Raw genomic sequence first — 17,720 nt, 5'->3', positions numbered from 1 at the left:
ACCGGCCCCGTTCGCTTGTCACTGGGTGGTGGAAGTCCCGGCGGTGCCCGTTACCGCCGGGACACGCCCATCACCAGGGCTCGACACCGGGGATGGGTGGACATAGGTCAGCCAGATCAGGACCGCGGTCACGCCGACGACCAGCGCCAGCAGGTACCGGTAGAACTCCCGCTCCGCCCGGGTCATGACGCGATCCGATACGGCACGAGCGACTGCCGCTTCACGTAATCCGCGTAGGCAACCTTCGCTTCCAGCTCCTCCAGGCGAGTACGCATCCCGATGAGCTTCTGCAGGTTGTCCCACCAGACCGTGTAGTGTCGGCCGCCCAGGTAGGAGGTCATCTCCATGCGGTCGACGAAGTCCGCCAGATTCCTGACTGCCATACCGAGTTCGTGCATCTCGTCCCGGAAGTCGGACACCTCGGTCCCGCTGTCGTCGTGGAGACCGATAACCTTGCTTTCGGACACCCCATTTCTCCTTTGGTTGTGGATGGGTTGTTCTGACCCCGCTGGGCTGCATCCCGGCGGGGTCGCCTTACTACGTGGAGTCGAGGTCAGCGAGCAGACGCTGCAAGCCCTTCGGCGTGACCCGCGGCTGCGGCGGATCCATCACCAACTCCCCGGTCTTCGGGTGGTAGTGCGACTGCGGCAGCACCGACATATATCCGCGGTCGATCGCGGACTGCATGACCCGCCATCGGCCGTCCCCTGCGCGGGAGATCCACCGGCGGTCGTTCAGCGTGGCGAACAGGCGTCCCTGACCGGTCTTGATCCCCGCGCGGGTCAACGCCTGCGCGGCGTCCCGAACGGAGAGATCACCGTCGGCGGTCAGCAGCTTGTCCGCGACCTCCGCCTTCGGCTCCAGCTCGGCGACACGCTCGGTCAGCACCGCCACACGGCGGGCCGACACTTCCAGCGCGCGATGGATCAGTTCGTCCTCGGTCAGCGCTGGGGCGGTGGAGTAGTTGCCGGTCTTCCTGATCGCCGGCAGAACCTCGGCGGTGAGCCAGCGACGGAACGTCACGGCGCCCGGCTTATCTGACCGGATGACGACCTCGTACATCCCGGACTCATTGACAAGGGTCATCGGCTGTTGGCCGCCGGGGGTGTCCACCGAGCGGACACCCTTCTGATCCTCCGAAAGTCGGGCCGCGACGTTCCGTGGGTTCGCTATGTCGAGCACCACGCAGAGATCTGCGAGGACGAACCAAGGCTCCCCGTTGATGACGACCGTGCGGACAGTGGCGCCTTCGTAGACGAACGGCATCAGATCGGCGGTCATGCTGCACCTCCCCGGCGAGTGACCCGGCGGCGACTGGTGCGGGTGAGCCCATGTGGATCGCCCAGCGGAACAGCGGCCGGGCTCGCCATCTTCTCCACGGCGGCCTCGATGTCACCGGGGGTGAGCATCCAGTTGCGGCCCACCTTGCGACCCGGGAACGTCCGGTCGCGCAGCCTGCGCATGTACCAGATGCGGGTGACGTGCAACATCTCGGCCGCTTCTTCGAGCGTGTAGAGCTCCACCGGGGCGGTCATCACGCTGCCGCCTTAAGGCGGGGAACGAAGTCAGCGACTTCGGCGCCGAGCGCCGCCGCGACCTTTTCGAGTTCCTCGATCTTCCAGCCGTTGCCCTTGAGGCGCCGGCGCAGTGTTACGCGGGCGATTCCACTGGCGTCGGCCAGCTGATCCTTGTTGAGTCCCGCAGATTCCATCGCTGAGGTAACCAGCTTGGCTACGAGTTCGTCCATACGGAAGACAATACCGTCCAAACGGACGGGTTAGCAACCTGTTTAGACGGTGAGTTCGTCCATACGGAAGGCTGTCGCTAACTTAGGGCAACCTTCTCAGCCGTGGGACCAGGCACAATGCTTGCCAGACGTCCATTTGGACGGGACAATGCTCCGCATGGATACCGCGACGATCGACCAGGCCATCGGGCGGAAGCTCGCTGGGCTCCGCGCGGAGCGCAACCTGAGTCAAGAACAACTGGCGACCGCCAGCGGGATCTCGGAGAGCACGATTTATCGGCTCGAGCAGGGGTCACGTTCGATACGCGCCGAGCAGCTCTACCCGATCTGCGTAGCGCTTGGCACAACGATGCATGCCTTCATGGAATCGGCGATGGAACTCGCCCGGTCATTGGAGACCCAGGGCGAGTCCGCCGGCTGAACTTCACATTCCGCGGAAGATGTCTTCGGGTTTCTCCATGCCTAACCATTCCGCGGCCACCATCATCTCGGAGATGGTCAGGTCACCAGACCCGAGTCGCTCCAGGGCGCCTTCATTCAGTCGCAACACCAGCGGTGTCACATCGACCTGTTGCAATTCGCCCAGCAACTCGTCTGGGCTCGCGTATTCACGCATCGCACCCTGCTCTGCTATCTCCCCAACTTCCCGTCAAAATGCCCACCACCACCGACATTTCGTTAGATGTTAGTTCCGTGTTACCCGGTCCGCGCCGTGAATCGAACACTTGGGCGATTCTTGACCGGAACGTTACTTTTTCACCCCGCTACCGAATAGCGTGCCGGAAAAGTGAAACGCTGACAGTTCGCTACCGATCTTGGTGCGCGGCAACGGGGCTCGACAAATCACCCCTTTTGTACCGCCGTCCGCACCAGAGCGCGAGAGATTGCGGTTGAAGCACGATGCCCAGAACGTCGGTCAAGATGCCCATACACGTCTACCGTCGTCTTGATGCTTTCATGCCCCAGATGTGCGCTGACGTCGGTAATCTCGGCGCCGTTGTTCAACATCCAACTCGCGCACGTATGCCGTAGGTCATGAGGCCGGGGGCGCTTGCCGATCCTGCCGGCAACCTGGTCCATCGTTGGCTTCCAGCACAGATTGTGGAATTGCTGGGGAATGATCCTCTTGTCATTGCGGGTTCGAAAAAGTAGCTGGTCCTTGTTCCGCCCAGCGAGACGTAGGGCATCGACCGTCTCTTTCGGAATGTTGATCGTGCGGTATCCCCGTTGGGTTTTCGGCCCGCCCAACTTATAGTCCGAGGTGCCCGTATATTTCCATGCCTTGGCGATTCGACAGGTCCAGAATTCGTTGCCCTCATGGTCCACATTCCGGGCGATATCCCCAACCCGCAAAGCCGTTGCCTCCGAATACCTGGCACCCGTTGTCACAAGAAACAGTGTGAGCGGCCGCCACTTCGCCGGAGCCGCTTCGTAAACGATGTCGAACTCCTCGGGCTCCAAGAAGACGCACTCACGCCGACGCTTCGGCAACTTCGTGTCCTCGCATGGATTGAACGGCAGCAGGTGACGCTTCACCGCGGCGCGCAAACACCCGGACAGGAACCCGTGCTTGTTGGCGATCGTTTTGGGTGCGACCCCGTCCGCCTCCATTTCGTTCACCCACTCCTGCACGACAGTGTTCTGATCGGCCGTCGCGGCACACAAGGCCGGCAGCGGGAGGTCGCCCATAGCCGGGCCGATGTCGTTGGCCATATAGCGCCGGTAGCGGTTCCTGGTGGCTTGCTCGACGCCCGTAAGCCCGGAGATGTAGGTCTCGGCCCACGAGTCGTTCAAAGTGACCGTCTTCTCGCCCTGCACGGTCTCCTCGGCCGCCAGCATGGCACGCGCCTTCTCAGGACCGACTTGGTCGAGGATCTTCTGCCACGACAACGCGGCCTTGTGGTCATCGAATGACACCGACGCCTGGACCCGTCGCCCCTTGGCCGGGTCGAACTCCCGGAACAGGACCTGGGTGTAGACGCTGCCGTCCTTGCGGGTACAGACGCGCACGCTGGACATCTTCTCGGCTCCGTTCGAGCCTTCTCGCAACCGCCCGAGTGCGCCCCCGAGACGCAAAAAACCGTGCAGGTGTTGATGAAGGCTGTTGATGGCTGCTCGTTATGAGCTACCATCGTAGCCGTGACCTGCACGGTCGTGGTGGAGCTAAGGGGAATCGAACCCCTTGCTTTTCGCTGGTTTTTCGGGGTTGACCTGCACTTTAAGGATTCTGAGAAACTTTCGGCACCTCCTCGCGACCTGCGGGTTTCCGCTCAGTGGTTGATGGCATCAACAGCTATCAACTGTCCTCAGACACGACAGGAACCCACAACATCATGCGTATCCGTAAGGCTCTGGCCGCTGCTGCTCTCGCCACTACAGCCGCCACCGCCGGGGCCCTGCCCGCGCAGGCCGCACCCATCCCCGGCATCGACCACACCCTCCAGATCGACGCCCGCCTCCGCCTCGTCGGCGTCAACCCCGTCGACATCCCCGGCTACTCCACGAAGGTGTGCGACACCCTCCGCAACGATCCCACCGCCGAGGGCAAACGGGCCGCACTCGACCTCCTCGCCACCGACTACCCCCATCCCATGGCTCAGGGCTACGCCCTCGGGGTCATGGCTGACGTCCGATGCGACGACACCGTCCCGCTGCTCCGGGACATACCCGCCGCCCCCGCAGGCACCCCGGCCGCCCAGGAGATCGCCAGCCAGGCCGACAACGACGCCGCCATGTCCTCGTGGTCGGCGAAGGTCGGCGTAGCCACCACCGCGGGATCGTTGATCGGCGCCGGCACCGGGTTCGTGCTCGGCTGCGCGATCGGCGGAGTCGTCACCAGCCCCACCCTCGTGTTCATCCCGCTGGGCTGCCTCACCGGTGGCGTCACCGGCGCCGGGATCGGCGGAGTCCTCGGCACCCTGATCGTCGGCGGGCCCACCGCGGTCATCGCCGGTATCGAGATGGTGCAGGTTCTGCTCACCCCGACGGCCGCGAAATGAGCGACCCGACCATGCCCCTGCCCGAGTGGCAGCCGCAGCTGACCGAGCAGTCCCTCGACGCCCGCCGCCAGGCCATGGCGATGGCCGTAGCCTCCGAGGTCGCCGCCGGCGGTCGCGTCGAATCCCAGACCGACACCACCGCGGTCATCGTGCGCGGCTCGAAACCGAACCACACCCTGCACCTGATCCTGTCGCTCGTGACGTGCGGGTGCTGGCTGTTCGTGTGGCCGATCATCGCCATCGTGCAGAAGGAACACCGGACCGCGCTGCAGGTCGACCCGTACGGGCAAGTCCTGCGCCAGGTGCTCAGCTGATGTACGACTGCCAGCACCCCGCGGTGAGCCTCACGGATCGTTTCACCGTGGCCGGGCTTACGACGCTGGGCTACCGGTGCGACGTTTGCCTCCGGTCCGCGGTGCTGTACCGGCTGCCGGAGGAGACACCGGTGCCGGAGGAGATCCTCGACGAGCTCGCGCGGCAGCGGTAGGTCAGACGTCAAGAAACGGCGCTCCGATGGGGCGCCGTTTCTTATTGCCCACGTTTTGGCAGGTAGTGACATAAATCTGCTGTGATGGACACCTCCGAAACCAGCTCGAGATTATCGGGCCGACGGGTTACATTGGACGTACTTCCGCTGCGAAGCTCCGGGGTTACTTCACATTTGGGATGCGATCCGTACCTCGGGCGACTATTTCTCGGGAGCACAACTTCAGAGTGTGCGAATCGCCCGTTGCGTAGGTGGGAGTTACTTCCTCTTTCACAGGGGTAACGCGGGTTCGAATCCCGCCGGGAGGCTTGCCTCCTGTCGTCTAGTGGCCTAGGACGCCAACGTCACTTCTGCCGTCTATTTCTCGGGCGATTCAAACCTCGCGTAGGGTCCTGCTGCGCAGGTGAGGGTTACTTCACTGTTAATCAATGGGTCGCGGGTTCGAGTCCCGCCAGCAGCTTGCTGCTGTAGCTCAGGCGGTAGAGCAATTGGGCAAGTCCTTCACCGATCATTTCTCAGGACCCACACGCGGGACTCCGACGTTGTTCTCCCCCTTCACAAAGGGGACTGACATGGCAAAGTTCAACACGAGCACCGCCCGCCCCGTGGGGCATGCTCCGATCCGGACCGATTCCACCGCTACCGGCACCACTTACGAAGGTGCGCCCGGGTACGCGCGTGACGCACAGTCCGAACTCTTCCTCCTCGCGGTCACCAATATGGTCGGCGAGAACACCTTCTACGAGAGCGCCGGCGATCGGGATTCCCGGTTCTCCCAGCTCGTCCGCCAGGTTGCCGTCACCGACTTCGACTGGCTCACCCGATTCGCACGCTGGCTCCGCGGTGAGGCCAACATGCGCTCCGCGTCCCTGGCCCTGGCAGCCGAGGGCACGAAAGCCTGCCTCGCGGCTGAGCAGCCGGGCTCACGCGCGCTCATCGCCTCAGTACTTCAGCGGGCCGACGAGCCCGCCGAGTTCATCAGCTACTGGCACGCCCACTACGGACGCAAGCTCCCCATGGCCGTGAAGCGCGGCGTCGCCGACGCGGCAGCCCGGTTGTACAACGAACGCTCGTTCCTGAAGTGGGACAGCGACTCGCGCGGCGTGCGGTTCGCCGACGTCATCCAGCTCGCCCACGTCGACCCGCGGTCGGAGTGGCAGTCCGCCCTTTTCAAGTACGCCATCGAGGCACGGATCGGCATCGAGGGGTTGCAGATCCCCGAGCAGCTGGGCGTGCTGCGGGCGAACACCGTACTGCGTGCTCTCGGACCCGACCGGATCCGGGAGCTGGCGGAGGCCGGCGAACTCGCCGAGCACCTGTCCACGGCCGGAGTCACCTGGGAGGCTGTGCCGTCCCTGGTGAACGGTCCCTGGACCAAGGAACTGTGGGAGTCGATCATCCCCTCCATGGGCTACATGGCCCTGCTGCGGAACCTGCGCAACTTCGACCAGGCCGGAGTCTCCGACACGGTCGCCGCGACCGTAGGCGCTCGCCTGTCCGACCCGGAGCAGGTGGCGAAGTCCCGGCAGCTGCCGATGCGGTTCCTGTCCGCCTACCGGGCGGCCCTGTCGCTGCGCTGGTCGTGGCCGCTGGAGCAGGCGTTGGACGCGGCCGTGTCGAACGTGCCCGCACTCGACGGCCGGACGCTGATCCTGATCGACACCTCGGGTTCGATGAACGCGGGGTTCTCGAAGGATGGCACGCTCATGCGCTGGGATGCCGCGGTGGTGTTCGGCCTGGCGCTGGCTCGCCGCTGCGCGCACGCCGATGTGGTCTCCTACTCGAACCACGGACTGCGGTTCGACCTGCGGGCAGGAGAGTCGCTGCTGTCGGCGATCGCCCGCTGGAAGAACGACGGCTTCTTCATCGGCGCCGGCACAGCGACCGCAGCCGCTACGAAGGCGACGTTCGACCGGCACGATCGGGTGGTGATCCTGACCGACGAGCAGACCGGTTGGGGTGGCGACCCGGGCGCCGTGCTGCCTCCGACGGTGCCGCTGTACACCTGGAACCTCGCGGGGTACCGGCACGGTCACGCTGCGGGCGGACCGAACCGGCACACCTTCGGCGGACTGTCGGACAAGGGGTTCGATCTGATCCCGCTGCTGGAACGGGGACGGGACGGCAACTGGCCGTTCTGACCCCCGGACATGACGAGAGCCCGGCCGGAACGTATCCAGCCGGGCTCTCCCCCGTTCAGGGTTACATCGCCTTGATCCCGCACCACGCCACGAAATTCCGCAGCGTCTCCGTGCTCCGCGCCTCCTGACGCGCCAGCGCCCGCACCGTTTCGTGCACCATCGGGTGATACCGGGTCTGCGTCGGAGCGATCCTCCGCGCCACCTGAAGGGCAGAGAACGCGCCCTCCCGATCCCCGTGCAGTAGGAACGCCCGCGCCAGATCGATGTAGTGGTGGCCGGCCCGCTCCCTGGGAGTGTTCTTCGGCAGCTCCATTCCCTGAGCGCGCGCTACCGCGGTCGTCCCGTCCAATGCTTCCACGGCCAGGCCGACCGACCAGATCTTCGCGTTCGTCGGACCGAAGCACAGCCGGTAGTCGTCACGGTCCACGCCGATCCGGGCCGCCGTCTCGGTCGCCTCCGCCAGATGCGCGTCCGCGGCATCCCTACGTCCTGCACGAGCCGAGCCAGCTCGATTGCGCCCGGCTCGCCACCCGAATCACGGCACTCGAACGTCAACCGGGCCCGGTCGGTGACAAGGTCCCGGCGAAGACCACCGGTGCGAACAACCCGAACATGCCGGGCTGGCACCGGGTTGGGCACCCGCCCCGAGACCGGTGTTGGAACGCCGAGCGCGGCGAGCTGGCCACGCAGGTGCGTGATGATCGCGGCCTCGGCGTCCGGGAACGCGACCAGCGCGGTCATCAGGTGCCGCCCGGCATCGTGCGGATCAGGGTGTGGTGGTGTGCCTCGTTGTTCATCGCGGCGGCGTTGACCGTGACCACTGCGGCTCGGTCCCGGCTTTCACCGACGCCGCGCCGCGCTTGATACCCGAACCGGCCGGAGTCGTCCCGGGCGGCCTGGGCCCAGGCCTCGGCATGCTTGGCGAGTTCGTCCTGCACCGCGTCTCCGCGGCGGAGCTCCTCGAACGCCTCGTTGTGGAACCGGATACGTACGGCCATCAGCCGTCCACCTTCCGCAGATTCAGCACAGCACCCGGCGCCCACCCGAATGGGCCGTGCGTGTAGTCCTCCGGATAGCCGACGACCTCGAATTGCCCAGCCGGCCCTTCCGGTAGATCGACGACATCCCTGGGCCCGGCCGGGAACCCCGGCGGGACGAGGAGCTGCACATCGACGATCACCCGGTCGTGCCCGGCCAAGGGCGGTTCGGTGGTCGACGGCACGAACCAGCCGTATACCGCCGCCGTGGTGCCCGGTTGCGACAGAGGCGGGGTGAACGTGATGGTCGGGTTGCCGTGCGCGTCCGTTCCGCTGTCGGAGAAGGCATGCACCCCCACCGACCACGGGGTCGGGAACGTCATCCGCTCACACCCCACAGCGGGGTGCCGGCGAGATCGGCACCGCAAGAGCAGTACAGCGCGCCGAACACCAGCGAACACGTCGCCGCGTGCACCGTCCCGCACCCGGGCGCCGTGTCCACCGCGAAGGCTTTGCCGTCACCGTCGGTCGTACACAGGCCTTGCAACTGCTCGATCTCGCTGGGCCAGAACAGCTGTCGACGCGGCTGCCGGGTGTCGTACGTCTGCGCGTACGGACCCGCCGACTGCGTCGCTACCGCACCAGACCCGGCATCGTTCCACCGCAAGATCGCTCCGCGGAGGATCGCCTTCACCGCGCCCTGCTTCACGAACTCGGCGTCGGTGATGCACGGGGCGTACTCCTTGGCCATGGCCTCGGCGTCCTCGATCATCGCCGCAGCCTTGGCCGGATCGATGGTCGCGAAGGGCGCGAGGTCCACTGGTTGGATGAAGTCGCCCATGTGCACCTACTCCTTTTCGGTCGCCGGGGCCGGGGCTCGCCGGGGTGCACGCCTGCGGGGGCGCGGTGGCGCGGCCTCGACGGGCTGCCATTCGCGGCCGAGCCGGGTGGCCGTGTCGTCGGAGACGGACACGACCACACCGGTCACGGAGTTACGCAGGCGAGGCATCAGGCCGCGTCGATGATCTTGGCGAACGCGTTCAGATCCGCGATGCCCCAGCCGTAGACGACCTCGGAGCGGAACGCGACCTGGTTGTTGCGCTTGAGGTCACCGCCACCGTCCGGGTCGCCGTACTGGATGACCTCCAGGCCGAGCTGCCGCTGGATGCCCCACCGGATCGCGGAGAAGTCACCCACGAACGCCTTCACGTCCGTGTCGACAGCGGCCACGCCGACAGCACCGACGGTGTCGGACACCGACGAGTTGTGGTTCTCCAGGCGGCCGGCGGGGGCGGTCGCGTAGGACAGATCGGGGTACAGCTTCTGCTCGGAGGTCGCGTTACGCAGACCGCCGAACACCGCGGCGAAGGACGGATCCAACGCGATATCGCGCGGGTTGAAGCTGTCGGCCAGGATCAGCGCGTCGGCCGCGTCGAGGTTGGCGTACGGCTTATCGCTCGCGCCGATCTCGATCGAGTTGGTTGTGTCGGACAGCTTCTCGGTCATTGCTGCGACCGCAGCGCCGCCGGTGGGGTTGATGCCGTGGAACACACCGAAGTCCAGAGCGCGCGACAGCGCGGGCTGGATCTGGTCGAGGATCTGCTCGACCACCTCGAGCTGGTGATCCTCGTTGGCCCACATGACCTCTTCGGTCCAGCGCACCGTCTTGTGGAACTTGAACGGCTTCACCGTCTTGGTGGTCGGGGTGAAGGTCGATCCGCCCTTGTTCGCGCCCTCACCGACGTACTCGGCTTCGCCGATGGTGAAGGTCATCGACTGGCCCGTGCCGAACTTCATCGGGGTGGCGCCGGACAGAGTGGCTACGGCCGAGCCGTACTTCACCTTGCCGAGCCACGGATCGAGGATCTGGTTCGGGATGCTCAGGCTCCCGGTGGTCAAAGTAGCCATGGTGGCCCTTCCTTATTCTCCGCCGTGGAACAGCTGCCGCGCGAACGCGTGCATCGAGTTCTCGCCGGGTTCGGGGTTATTCCCCTCGCGGGGAACGTGGTTACGTTTCTTGCTCTTGTCCGCCTGAGCGACGAGCCGGTCGACCTGCTTGAGCAGCAGATCGGGATCCGTTGCCGTAAGGAACAGTTCGGCGTCGGCGCTGTCGATCTTGTGCAGCGTGACCAGGTGACCGCGGAGCGCGTCGGCGACCTTCGCCGGGATCGTTGCGATCTCGGCCTCGGCTGCGGCGACCTTGTCAGCAGCGCGCTGGGTCTCCGACTTCTGCGCGTCTTCGATCTCGGCCAGCCGCTTCGCGGCGGCGGCGTTGTCCTTGGCGCGCTTCTCCTGCTCCCGGGCCTTCTGCTTCCAGAACTCGACCGTTTCGGTCGGCTTCGGATCGGCGGGCGGTGTATCACCCGAGCCGTCGCCGGTGGCGCTATCGCCGGCGCCGGGATGGCCGGCGTCTTCTGCGCCACCGAGAACCGGCCAGACGGGGCCGCGGCGGGTGAATCCGATCGCCCGCACTCCGGTCACCGGATGGATAGGCATCGTGATGGCGGACATGTGCATCTCCCGTTTCGGGTTTGTCCCCGCCCGTTGCGGTCGGGGTGGTCTAGTGAGAGCCGAGCGACTCGCGCATATGAGCGAGCACCGCGGTTCGGTCGATCGCGCCATACCGTCCGACGCCCGGCGTTTCGCGGGTCGCGGTGATGTAGGCGTCGTCCCACCGCTCGACGTAGTCAGGTGGGGTGTAGCTGTCGCCGGGACGGACCTCGATCGCGACGCAATGGCAGTGGTCGTGATACTTCTCGCCGAGCGCGCGTTCCCCGCGGGCGCGTACACCCCCAGCCGTGAACCGCCCACCGGTGCGCCGGGTCCCGCCGGCCGCGCGGATCCGGCGATCCATCAGCGACATCTCCGTGCCCCGGCCGACGACACCGCCAGCAGCCTCGGCGGAGGTGTAGACGGCGCCGCGGGTGGCCAGCATCGCGCAGAACGCGCACGCGTTCGCCGACGCATACCGCGCCCACCGAGCACCCGGCTCGGAGTCGGAGTTCTCGACGATCGTGCTGCGCGCCGAGTCGTACACCGCTCGCTGCGTGGTGCCCTGCAAGCGGTCGAGCCCGACCGTTCCCTGCCCGCCCAGCGCCCACTCGGCCGACCGGGTCAACTGCTCCACGCTCGGCAGCGACCCCAGCTCCGGCACGAAGTCGGTGGGCACCACCTCCGACGCCGCGTACCACAGCAGCGCCGTTTCGGCGGCCAGCGTGGTGTACGGCGCGACCAGCTCCGGGAAGGCCTCGATCACGAACGCGGCGAAATCGCCGGTCGACAACTCTGCCGCCTGCTGCCACAGCACCTGCAGCGCATCCGAGGCGACCTTCCCGATCTGGGCGAGGATGTACTGCCGCTCAGCGGGCGATACTGCCATCGGTGGCCGTCTCGTCTACCTGCGCCGGAGCTTGCGCCGTCACGTCGGGTACCGCGGGAAGCCGATCCAGGATCTGGCGCACATTTGCACGCCGCCGATCCGCCAAAGCGCGTTCGATCTGCTGCTCGGTGAGACCCAGCAGCTCGAGCCCGACCTCTGTCTCGGCGAGCCACGGCACCGCGGTCAGCTGCTTCATGCCCGCGTCGGCCTGCGCCGCCCGGGACAGGTAGATCGGTGACCGCCACTTCGTGTCGATGCTGCGCCACTCCGGCGGGATCTCGTCGAGGTCGTTCTGGATAGCCAGCGCCCGCATCATCGACCGCCGGAACGCCGGCGACCAGTCGTCGGTCGCACCCTCGGCCTCGGCGATCAGGTCCTCACGCGATGCGATGTAGCTGTCCGCGGAGGTCGGATTACTCATGTCCGAGACACCCAGCGAGGTCAGCGGGATCGACGTCTCACCGCTGAACAGTTGCGCCTGCTGCCGCAGCATCTCGATATGTGGCGCCGGCGAGCTGGCAGCGAACTGCTTCACGTCCGCGCGCGGGTTCACCGCGTTGTCGTCGTCCGGGATGCCCTTGATCCGGCCGAGCATCACTTCCCACACCGCGCGCGTCGTCCCGTCGGCGTTCTTGAACACCGACTCGTCCGCGCCGAGTAGCAGCAGCTCAGGGAAGCTGAACACATCGGCGTGACCCTCCATACGGATCACCGTCCGAATCGCCTGATCGTGCAGCGACATCACCGCCCGCGAGATCCGCGACGCACCGAACGGTCGCCCTGGGCGATACCGGTACACCAACGGCTCAGCAGGCACACCCCACGGATGCGTCGACCGATCCACGATCGCCCATCTGCCCGAACGCCGTTCGGCCACGATGGTCAGGTTCTCCAGGTACAGCGCCAGCCCGGTCGGCCGACCCTCCTCGTCACGGGAGGTGATCGACAGCAGGTTGTCCAGCCGGCGGGTCCGCTGGTTCCACTCACCGGTTGCGTTGAGCGCATCCTTCGTGTGGATCAGCGACTTCGGGCCATCGCCGTCACCCTCGGTGTTCACCAGGAACGAGACACTGTGGATCAGCGAGGAGGTCACCGCAGCAGACGACTCGGCACCGAGAAAGTTGTCTTCGACCACTTCGTCGATACCGAGACTGGCGAGATCGCCGTCCGGCCACACGAACCCATCGAGGTTGCAGCGGCGGGCGAGGATATCGACCGCCTTGGCCGACCAGCCGAGAACGATGGCCAGCTGGTAGTACTGGGGCGGGACAACCGGCCCGAGCCGCTCCACGGCGTGCTTGCCGTCGTAGTACGCCTTGCGCAGGCGGTTACGCCGCGCCTTCCGGTCCAACTCGACGACCAGACCATCGAGCGTGTCCTGCTCGTCGTTGTCCAGGCCGGGAATGGTGATCTTCTCGGCTGCGATCCTGTCGGTGATCACCGCGATACCGCCGTCCTTCCGCCTGTCGTCGACCTCGTGCCACGGGAGACACCGCGGCCGCCGCCCGAGAGGGGCCGCGTTCCCGACGCCCCGAACAGCGCCAACGTCATCGCCACGATCGGCGCGATATTCACGGTCTCGTCCGTCCTGTCCCAACCCCACCCGCCGGCAGTACCGATCGGCCGCTTCCGGCCGCCCTCCACCGCGTCATCCACCGCCTTCTGCCCGCCGTGAGTGAACCGAGCGCCCTTCACCTTCGCCACGAACAGCCCGCACGCCTTCGCCATATCGCCCGCTGAGGTCTGCACAACCGCCATCCGCCGGGCCCGCAGCACTGGAACCATCGACGCCGCGGGCGAAGCCGAATCGATCGCGATCGGGGTTCGCCGCCGCGCCCGGGCGAGCAGCCACTCGACCGCGGCGTCCTCGTCGACACCGGCCCACACTTCCTCGCAGTGCGCCGATTCACCCTCGATCCAGCACGCCGATATCGAGATCTCCCGGCCATGCGACATATCCACGCCGAACGCTGTCGGCGCGGTGCCGTCGGCCGGTCCGACGTCGACCAGCTCCCGCCACAGCGACGCCCGCACGACCGGCATGTGCTTGCTGATCTCATCCCAGACACCGAGGCCCTCACGCATGAACGAGTCCGGCCCCAGGTTCTTCTTCATGCGCAGGATCGCGCGCTCGGAAGTCCGATGCGGGTACGAAGGGTTCGCCTTGCGCCACTGCTCGCGGTCGTTCGGGTCGCAATCACGGTCAGCCGAGATCTCGATGAACACCGTTTCGTCGGACTCGCCGTCGAGCGCTTCCTGCCGCAGCGTCGTGAAGATCTCGCCCGGGTCCTTCGGCCGCGGCGGTGTGCCGGTCAGCAGGATCAGCGGGTTCGGTGCGGCGTTCGTGGCCGGCACCATGTCCTCCATCGCGGCCTCGGTGAGGATCTGTCCCTCATCGAGCACCAGGACGTCGACCTTCGCGAACCCTCGTCCGAACCCACGCTCCCGGGCGCCGAACATGATCCGGGACCCGTTGACGAAGTAGACGCCTTCCTCACCGCGGCCGCGGGACACGTTGCTGATATGCGGTCGGACACGGGGCGAGTCGGCCATCGAACTCATCGCCGAGAACGTCTCGCGCGCGGTCTTGAACCGGTGCGCCGTCCAGATCACCGTCAGACCCGGGAAGATCAGGCACAGCGCGAACACGATCGCGCCGATCAGGAAGGTCTTGCCCACCTGCCGCGGGATCGAGATCACCACCGTGTCGGCCGCGTACAGCCCATCGGCGCGCAGAGCCAAGATCAGGCGCCCGGTGCCGTCCTGCCAGCCGTCGAACTCCCAACCCAGGTTGCGGCAGGTGTCCCGAACCCGCGGCCAGCGAGTCGAGACAATCCCGTCCGGCTCGATCACATGCCGGGCGACCTCAGATAGCCGAGCTGTCCCAGGCTTCGTCATCGGTCCGCGCGACCACAGAGTTCTCGCCGCGCTCCACCGCCCGCCGGCCTTCCTCCTCGGTGATCAGCTTCGTCAGCTTCGTCAACTCGTTGGAGTACTGCGGCTTCGTGTTCTCCGACGCTGTCGCCAGCGACTCGGCGATGATCCGCCGCTGCGCCTTCAGGATCGCCAGGACATCGCCGTCCTCGACCGCCTCCAACAACGTCAGCGGCTGCGCGCGGCGCTCCTCCTCGGAGACGACCCGCAGCTTCTTCTCAGCCATGGTCGGTCGCCTCCTTCCGGGGGGCGGGGGCTTCGTGGATAGACAGCCGCCTATGCCCAGGGCGGCGGGTCCTGCGGTGGGAGCGGGACCCCGCCCAGGGGTGGGTGGTCACCAGGTTCGCTCGGTGACGAATGTCCGGTAGGCCGGTCTGGGGGCTGTGTCGGGGTCCTTGTCGGCTTTCTGCCTGTTGCAGTGCCGGTGAGCCGGCTGGAGGTTGTCCAGGGTGTCGGTGCCACCTCGAGCTAAGGGCACGATGTGGTCGATCACGTACTCGCCCGGATCCAGGTGGGGGAGGCTGTAGTCGATGTCGCCACCGCAGATGCCGCATGGTGGCCGGCCGCGGGCGATGAGGGTTCGGTGTCGGTCTCTTGTGCTGGTGCTGCGTTGCATGGGCTCAGCTGTTGGGCTTGCCCTGCAGGCGGATGAGCAGCATCACGAGAGCGAACACGATGGAGGCCCACAGCAGTGTGGTGCCGATGCTGAGGAGGACCGACGTCAGGGGTTGGGGCATGGGTTATGCCGAGCCTGTGCGGATGGCCTGCCATGCGAGCTTGGGGAGCTGGAAGTCGTTGTAGCTGATGAGGTCCCACAGGGCGTTGAGGATGAGGCTGGTCACTGGTTCTCCTGTAGGGCTGGGCGGCGGCCGATAGGGTCGTTGGCATGTACGGGTGGTGGAGGTCGTTCGAGCACTACAGCGTCCCCGGGTCGCGGCCGGTGGCCGTTTCCAAGAGCCTGGACCTGGTGGAGCAGCACGCTCGGGCGGATACCGCGAGCTATGAGAAGCGCCCAGTGATCGGCCGGCTGACGGGTGACCAGTGGCTGCTGGGGTTCAAGCTCCACGCCGACGAGCGGGTGCCGATGGCGACTGGTCAGGCTGTGAAGTACCAGCGGGCCCGGGCGGGAGGCGTCCGCGGGAATATGGGCCAGGTGCCTCCAGAGTCGGAAACCGCAATCACGAGCATCGACCTGGACGCCGGCGAGTAACCGCTGCCGGTGTGGTCGCTCACCAGCTCCACACTGTGGGCGCGACTTCGAACACGGTCATGGGCTGCTCCAGGGTGTGGAGCGGCGTCGGGCGGCACAGGGAGTGGATGAACGCGGCCAGGATGGCCATCAGGACTCCTCGGTGAGGTTGCGGGAGTGCTCCCGTCCAGAGGTGACCTCTGCGAGCCATGCGCGTTTCTCGCGTTGGCGGGCGGTCCCTCGTTCAGGTGCGGAACAACATCCGCAGGATCCGCTGCGGTGGACCATCATCCGAGACATGGGGCTCTCCCTGGACGAAACTAAGCCCACCTCGGAAGGGGGCCGGGGTGGGCTTAGGGTCTACGGCGGTCCGCCGTAGGGAGAGCCTATCGCTGAACGATGGCTTCGTGGGCCTGAACCCGAACACGAACGGATCGACCGTCGCGCGTGGTCTCGACGATGTCATTGGCGATACGCCCAAGGAGGTCCTGGCTGGTCGGTGCACTCACCGGGTACCAGGCCTGTGCGGCGTCGGCTTCGTCGTCGGGAACGATGCGGTAGTCGAACTGGTCGACGATCTTGTCGTCGGTGTCGAGTTCAGACAGCACGAGTTGCGAGTTCAGAGCGATGGGGTTGTTCGGCATGGTTACCTGCGCTTTCCGGATCGGTTGCCCGACAGGATGGTCAGGCACTCAAAATATCCCGGAAGATGCGTGGATGTTTCATGCCGGTGGAGACTGATCTCGATATGGACACAGTTGTCCTGGTCCACCTACATCCTGCCTGGCACGGTGCACAATGTCCAGCCGCCGCGCCGGGTTCGAGGGCGTGAGTGCCACTGGATCTTTTCGGTGATGCCAACGAAAAGCGGCCTGGCGTCCGGCGCATGTGAGGGCGGAGTGGCAACCTTCGTGATGTCACGAAGGTTGCCGAAAGTCCGGCCCGCGCGCAAGGCCGGATATAGGTGCAATCCTGGCTGTCGCGGGTTCGAGTCGGCCGCTCACGCACGCGAGTGCCGAGAACTCAGGATGCTGTTCATTCCAGGCGGCTCTCGATCACCCTGTGCCGCGACTGGACGGCCAGCACTTCCCGCGGGACATACCTGGCATGCTTGCCTTCCCCGTGACGGCGCAGGAGCGGCTTCGACCGGTCTCCGGGGTCGCGCCGCTCCTTGCGTGCCCAGGAACGGATCGTCGCCGCTTTCACGCCCCACAGCCGCTCGATCTCCGCCGGTGGCAGTGGGACGTCGAAGTACCGTTCCATCTCCGCCGGATCGACCGGGGTCGGCGCCGCCCAGTTCTGCCCGTTCTCTCGCGCCTTCTCGTCGAGGCGGGCGCAGCGCTCCGGATCCACGGCCAATAGAGCACCGCGGTAGGCCCGAGCGATATCGCGAGCCCAGTCCAGGGTCGAGCGTCGAATCCCGGTCATCCGTGGAAGTCCCGGTACACGGTGACCATCTTCGACGCCTCCCAATGGAACGTTTCGACGCAGTTCTGGGCGGCGATGCAGTAGTGATCGGTCGCGTCGTCGTCGAGTTGAGACCACGGCGGCAGATCACGATCGCCGACGCGGAGACGCTCGTACATGACCTTCGCGGCCTCAACCACGATGGGGTTCCAGTCGGTGGTGCGGAATCCGTTCTCTGTGCTGCTCATGTCCTGCCTTCTTGCTGGGGCGGTTTGGTCCGGAAATGTCGGCGGATGATCATGGCCTGGTAGGCGTCGAGCGGTGCCCAGCCCTTCTTGACCTCGGCGAGCCACGCTTCTTCCGCAGGCGTGAATTTCTCTGTGCTGATTGCCATGACTCCTTCCGGTCATCGCCGCGGGCACTCATGCCGCCACGAGTGGGTTGTTCAACCGTGCGAATT

The 17,720-nt window shown here is 66.1% G+C and carries 29 protein-coding genes and 1 tRNA gene; 7 read left to right on the top strand and 23 right to left on the bottom strand.

Annotated features, from left to right (window positions below):
* Positions 1-18 precede the first annotated feature (18 nt).
* From ACQEVO_RS36785 to ACQEVO_RS36765, 5 genes are all read right to left on the bottom strand, one after another.
* Entirely contained in the window at positions 19-186 is a 168-nt protein-coding gene (locus ACQEVO_RS36785; RefSeq protein ID WP_432921441.1) for a hypothetical protein, read from the bottom strand.
* Positions 183-467 (bottom strand): hypothetical protein, encoded by a 285-nt coding sequence (locus ACQEVO_RS36780; protein WP_432921438.1) that lies wholly within the window; start codon positions 465-467, stop codon positions 183-185. Before ACQEVO_RS36780 ends, ACQEVO_RS36785 begins: the two co-directional genes overlap by 4 nt.
* Before the next feature lie 70 nt (positions 468-537).
* Complete coding sequence (locus ACQEVO_RS36775) at positions 538-1,281, bottom strand: BRO family protein (protein ID WP_432921435.1); 744 nt, start codon at positions 1,279-1,281, stop codon at positions 538-540.
* Positions 1,278-1,535, bottom strand: coding sequence for a helix-turn-helix domain-containing protein (locus tag ACQEVO_RS36770; protein ID WP_432921432.1), 258 nt, complete (start codon positions 1,533-1,535; stop codon positions 1,278-1,280). Before ACQEVO_RS36770 ends, ACQEVO_RS36775 begins: the two co-directional genes overlap by 4 nt.
* Positions 1,535-1,747 (bottom strand): helix-turn-helix domain-containing protein, encoded by a 213-nt coding sequence (locus ACQEVO_RS36765; protein WP_432921429.1) that lies wholly within the window; start codon positions 1,745-1,747, stop codon positions 1,535-1,537. Before ACQEVO_RS36765 ends, ACQEVO_RS36770 begins: the two co-directional genes overlap by 1 nt.
* Before the next feature lie 157 nt (positions 1,748-1,904).
* Between ACQEVO_RS36765 and ACQEVO_RS36760 the strand changes: the two genes are divergently transcribed.
* Positions 1,905-2,168, top strand: coding sequence for a helix-turn-helix domain-containing protein (locus ACQEVO_RS36760; protein WP_432921426.1), 264 nt, complete (start codon positions 1,905-1,907; stop codon positions 2,166-2,168).
* A gap of 3 nt (positions 2,169-2,171) precedes the next feature.
* Here the strand turns inward: ACQEVO_RS36760 and ACQEVO_RS36755 are convergent, their stop codons facing one another.
* Together ACQEVO_RS36755 and ACQEVO_RS36750 are read right to left on the bottom strand one after the other, a co-directional pair.
* Complete coding sequence (locus ACQEVO_RS36755; protein WP_432921423.1) at positions 2,172-2,363, bottom strand: hypothetical protein; 192 nt, start codon at positions 2,361-2,363, stop codon at positions 2,172-2,174.
* 227 nt (positions 2,364-2,590) lie between these two features.
* Positions 2,591-3,766 (bottom strand): tyrosine-type recombinase/integrase, encoded by a 1,176-nt coding sequence (locus ACQEVO_RS36750; RefSeq protein ID WP_432921420.1) that lies wholly within the window; start codon positions 3,764-3,766, stop codon positions 2,591-2,593.
* Positions 3,767-4,080: 314 nt separating this feature from the next.
* Here ACQEVO_RS36750 and ACQEVO_RS36745 point away from each other — a divergent pair, with 314 nt between their 5' ends.
* From ACQEVO_RS36745 to ACQEVO_RS36725, 5 genes are all read left to right on the top strand, one after another.
* A complete protein-coding gene (locus ACQEVO_RS36745) occupies positions 4,081-4,746 on the top strand; it encodes a hypothetical protein (RefSeq protein WP_432921705.1) in 666 nt (221 codons plus the stop codon).
* On the top strand, positions 4,743-5,060 hold the full coding sequence (locus ACQEVO_RS36740) for a hypothetical protein (protein WP_432921702.1): 318 nt from the start codon (positions 4,743-4,745) through the stop codon (positions 5,058-5,060). The genes ACQEVO_RS36745 and ACQEVO_RS36740 overlap by 4 nt, the downstream gene beginning before the upstream one ends.
* Positions 5,060-5,233 carry a hypothetical protein gene (locus tag ACQEVO_RS36735; protein ID WP_432921699.1) on the top strand — a complete coding sequence of 58 codons (174 nt, stop codon included), beginning with the start codon at positions 5,060-5,062 and terminating at the stop codon, positions 5,231-5,233. Before ACQEVO_RS36740 ends, ACQEVO_RS36735 begins: the two co-directional genes overlap by 1 nt.
* 238 nt (positions 5,234-5,471) lie before the next feature.
* Positions 5,472-5,542: transfer RNA gene (locus ACQEVO_RS36730), tRNA-Ser, on the top strand.
* 263 nt (positions 5,543-5,805) lie between these two features.
* Positions 5,806-7,374, top strand: a complete 1,569-nt coding sequence (locus ACQEVO_RS36725; RefSeq protein ID WP_432921696.1) for a TROVE domain-containing protein — start codon at positions 5,806-5,808, stop codon at positions 7,372-7,374.
* Between the two features lie 61 nt (positions 7,375-7,435).
* Here ACQEVO_RS36725 and ACQEVO_RS36720 read toward each other — a convergent pair whose 3' ends face one another.
* The 12 genes from ACQEVO_RS36720 to ACQEVO_RS36665 all read right to left on the bottom strand — a co-directional run bounded on the left by ACQEVO_RS36720 (position 7,436) and on the right by ACQEVO_RS36665 (position 15,280).
* Positions 7,436-7,801: a hypothetical protein gene (locus ACQEVO_RS36720; protein WP_432923492.1), complete on the bottom strand. Its 366-nt coding sequence runs from the start codon at positions 7,799-7,801 to the stop codon at positions 7,436-7,438.
* A 313-nt stretch (positions 7,802-8,114) separates the two neighbouring features.
* Complete coding sequence (locus ACQEVO_RS36715) at positions 8,115-8,372, bottom strand: hypothetical protein (protein WP_432920171.1); 258 nt, start codon at positions 8,370-8,372, stop codon at positions 8,115-8,117.
* Positions 8,372-8,734, bottom strand: coding sequence for a hypothetical protein (locus ACQEVO_RS36710; RefSeq protein WP_432920169.1), 363 nt, complete (start codon positions 8,732-8,734; stop codon positions 8,372-8,374). The genes ACQEVO_RS36715 and ACQEVO_RS36710 overlap by 1 nt, the downstream gene beginning before the upstream one ends.
* Positions 8,731-9,192, bottom strand: coding sequence for a hypothetical protein (locus ACQEVO_RS36705; RefSeq protein ID WP_432920167.1), 462 nt, complete (start codon positions 9,190-9,192; stop codon positions 8,731-8,733). The genes ACQEVO_RS36710 and ACQEVO_RS36705 overlap by 4 nt, the downstream gene beginning before the upstream one ends.
* Positions 9,193-9,198: 6 nt before the next feature.
* Entirely contained in the window at positions 9,199-9,360 is a 162-nt protein-coding gene (locus ACQEVO_RS36700; protein ID WP_432920165.1) for a DUF7302 family protein, read from the bottom strand.
* Entirely contained in the window at positions 9,360-10,259 is a 900-nt protein-coding gene (locus ACQEVO_RS36695; RefSeq protein ID WP_432920163.1) for a phage major capsid family protein, read from the bottom strand. Before ACQEVO_RS36695 ends, ACQEVO_RS36700 begins: the two co-directional genes overlap by 1 nt.
* A gap of 12 nt (positions 10,260-10,271) precedes the next feature.
* Positions 10,272-10,862, bottom strand: a complete 591-nt coding sequence (locus tag ACQEVO_RS36690) for a hypothetical protein (protein WP_432920161.1) — start codon at positions 10,860-10,862, stop codon at positions 10,272-10,274.
* 49 nt (positions 10,863-10,911) lie between these two features.
* Positions 10,912-11,730: a hypothetical protein gene (locus ACQEVO_RS36685; protein ID WP_432920159.1), complete on the bottom strand. Its 819-nt coding sequence runs from the start codon at positions 11,728-11,730 to the stop codon at positions 10,912-10,914.
* Positions 11,711-13,171 carry a phage portal protein gene (locus ACQEVO_RS36680; protein ID WP_432920157.1) on the bottom strand — a complete coding sequence of 487 codons (1,461 nt, stop codon included), beginning with the start codon at positions 13,169-13,171 and terminating at the stop codon, positions 11,711-11,713. Before ACQEVO_RS36680 ends, ACQEVO_RS36685 begins: the two co-directional genes overlap by 20 nt.
* Positions 13,168-14,583, bottom strand: a complete 1,416-nt coding sequence (locus tag ACQEVO_RS36675) for a terminase (protein WP_432920155.1) — start codon at positions 14,581-14,583, stop codon at positions 13,168-13,170. The genes ACQEVO_RS36680 and ACQEVO_RS36675 overlap by 4 nt, the downstream gene beginning before the upstream one ends.
* Positions 14,584-14,596: 13 nt before the next feature.
* Positions 14,597-14,890, bottom strand: a complete 294-nt coding sequence (locus tag ACQEVO_RS36670; protein ID WP_195056132.1) for a hypothetical protein — start codon at positions 14,888-14,890, stop codon at positions 14,597-14,599.
* A 108-nt stretch (positions 14,891-14,998) separates the two neighbouring features.
* Positions 14,999-15,280: an HNH endonuclease gene (locus ACQEVO_RS36665; RefSeq protein ID WP_432920153.1), complete on the bottom strand. Its 282-nt coding sequence runs from the start codon at positions 15,278-15,280 to the stop codon at positions 14,999-15,001.
* Between the two features lie 270 nt (positions 15,281-15,550).
* Between ACQEVO_RS36665 and ACQEVO_RS36660 the strand changes: the two genes are divergently transcribed.
* Positions 15,551-15,874 carry a hypothetical protein gene (locus tag ACQEVO_RS36660; protein ID WP_432920151.1) on the top strand — a complete coding sequence of 108 codons (324 nt, stop codon included), beginning with the start codon at positions 15,551-15,553 and terminating at the stop codon, positions 15,872-15,874.
* A 365-nt stretch (positions 15,875-16,239) separates the two neighbouring features.
* Here ACQEVO_RS36660 and ACQEVO_RS36655 read toward each other — a convergent pair whose 3' ends face one another.
* The 4 genes from ACQEVO_RS36655 to ACQEVO_RS36640 all read right to left on the bottom strand — a co-directional run bounded on the left by ACQEVO_RS36655 (position 16,240) and on the right by ACQEVO_RS36640 (position 17,654).
* Complete coding sequence (locus ACQEVO_RS36655; protein ID WP_432920149.1) at positions 16,240-16,497, bottom strand: GreA/GreB family elongation factor; 258 nt, start codon at positions 16,495-16,497, stop codon at positions 16,240-16,242.
* 391 nt (positions 16,498-16,888) lie between these two features.
* Positions 16,889-17,281: a hypothetical protein gene (locus ACQEVO_RS36650; protein ID WP_432920147.1), complete on the bottom strand. Its 393-nt coding sequence runs from the start codon at positions 17,279-17,281 to the stop codon at positions 16,889-16,891.
* Positions 17,278-17,508 (bottom strand): hypothetical protein, encoded by a 231-nt coding sequence (locus tag ACQEVO_RS36645; RefSeq protein ID WP_432920145.1) that lies wholly within the window; start codon positions 17,506-17,508, stop codon positions 17,278-17,280. The genes ACQEVO_RS36650 and ACQEVO_RS36645 overlap by 4 nt, the downstream gene beginning before the upstream one ends.
* The gene (locus ACQEVO_RS36640) at positions 17,505-17,654 is read right to left on the bottom strand and encodes a hypothetical protein (protein WP_432920143.1); all 150 of its coding nucleotides are present in this window, start codon (positions 17,652-17,654) and stop codon (positions 17,505-17,507) included. Before ACQEVO_RS36640 ends, ACQEVO_RS36645 begins: the two co-directional genes overlap by 4 nt.
* Positions 17,655-17,720 lie beyond the last annotated feature (66 nt).

The organism is Nocardia sp. CA-290969, assembly GCF_050936135.1.
In the GTDB taxonomy this organism is placed as follows: domain Bacteria; phylum Actinomycetota; class Actinomycetes; order Mycobacteriales; family Mycobacteriaceae; genus Nocardia.
This window is presented reverse-complemented; position numbering and strand designations above follow the sequence as displayed.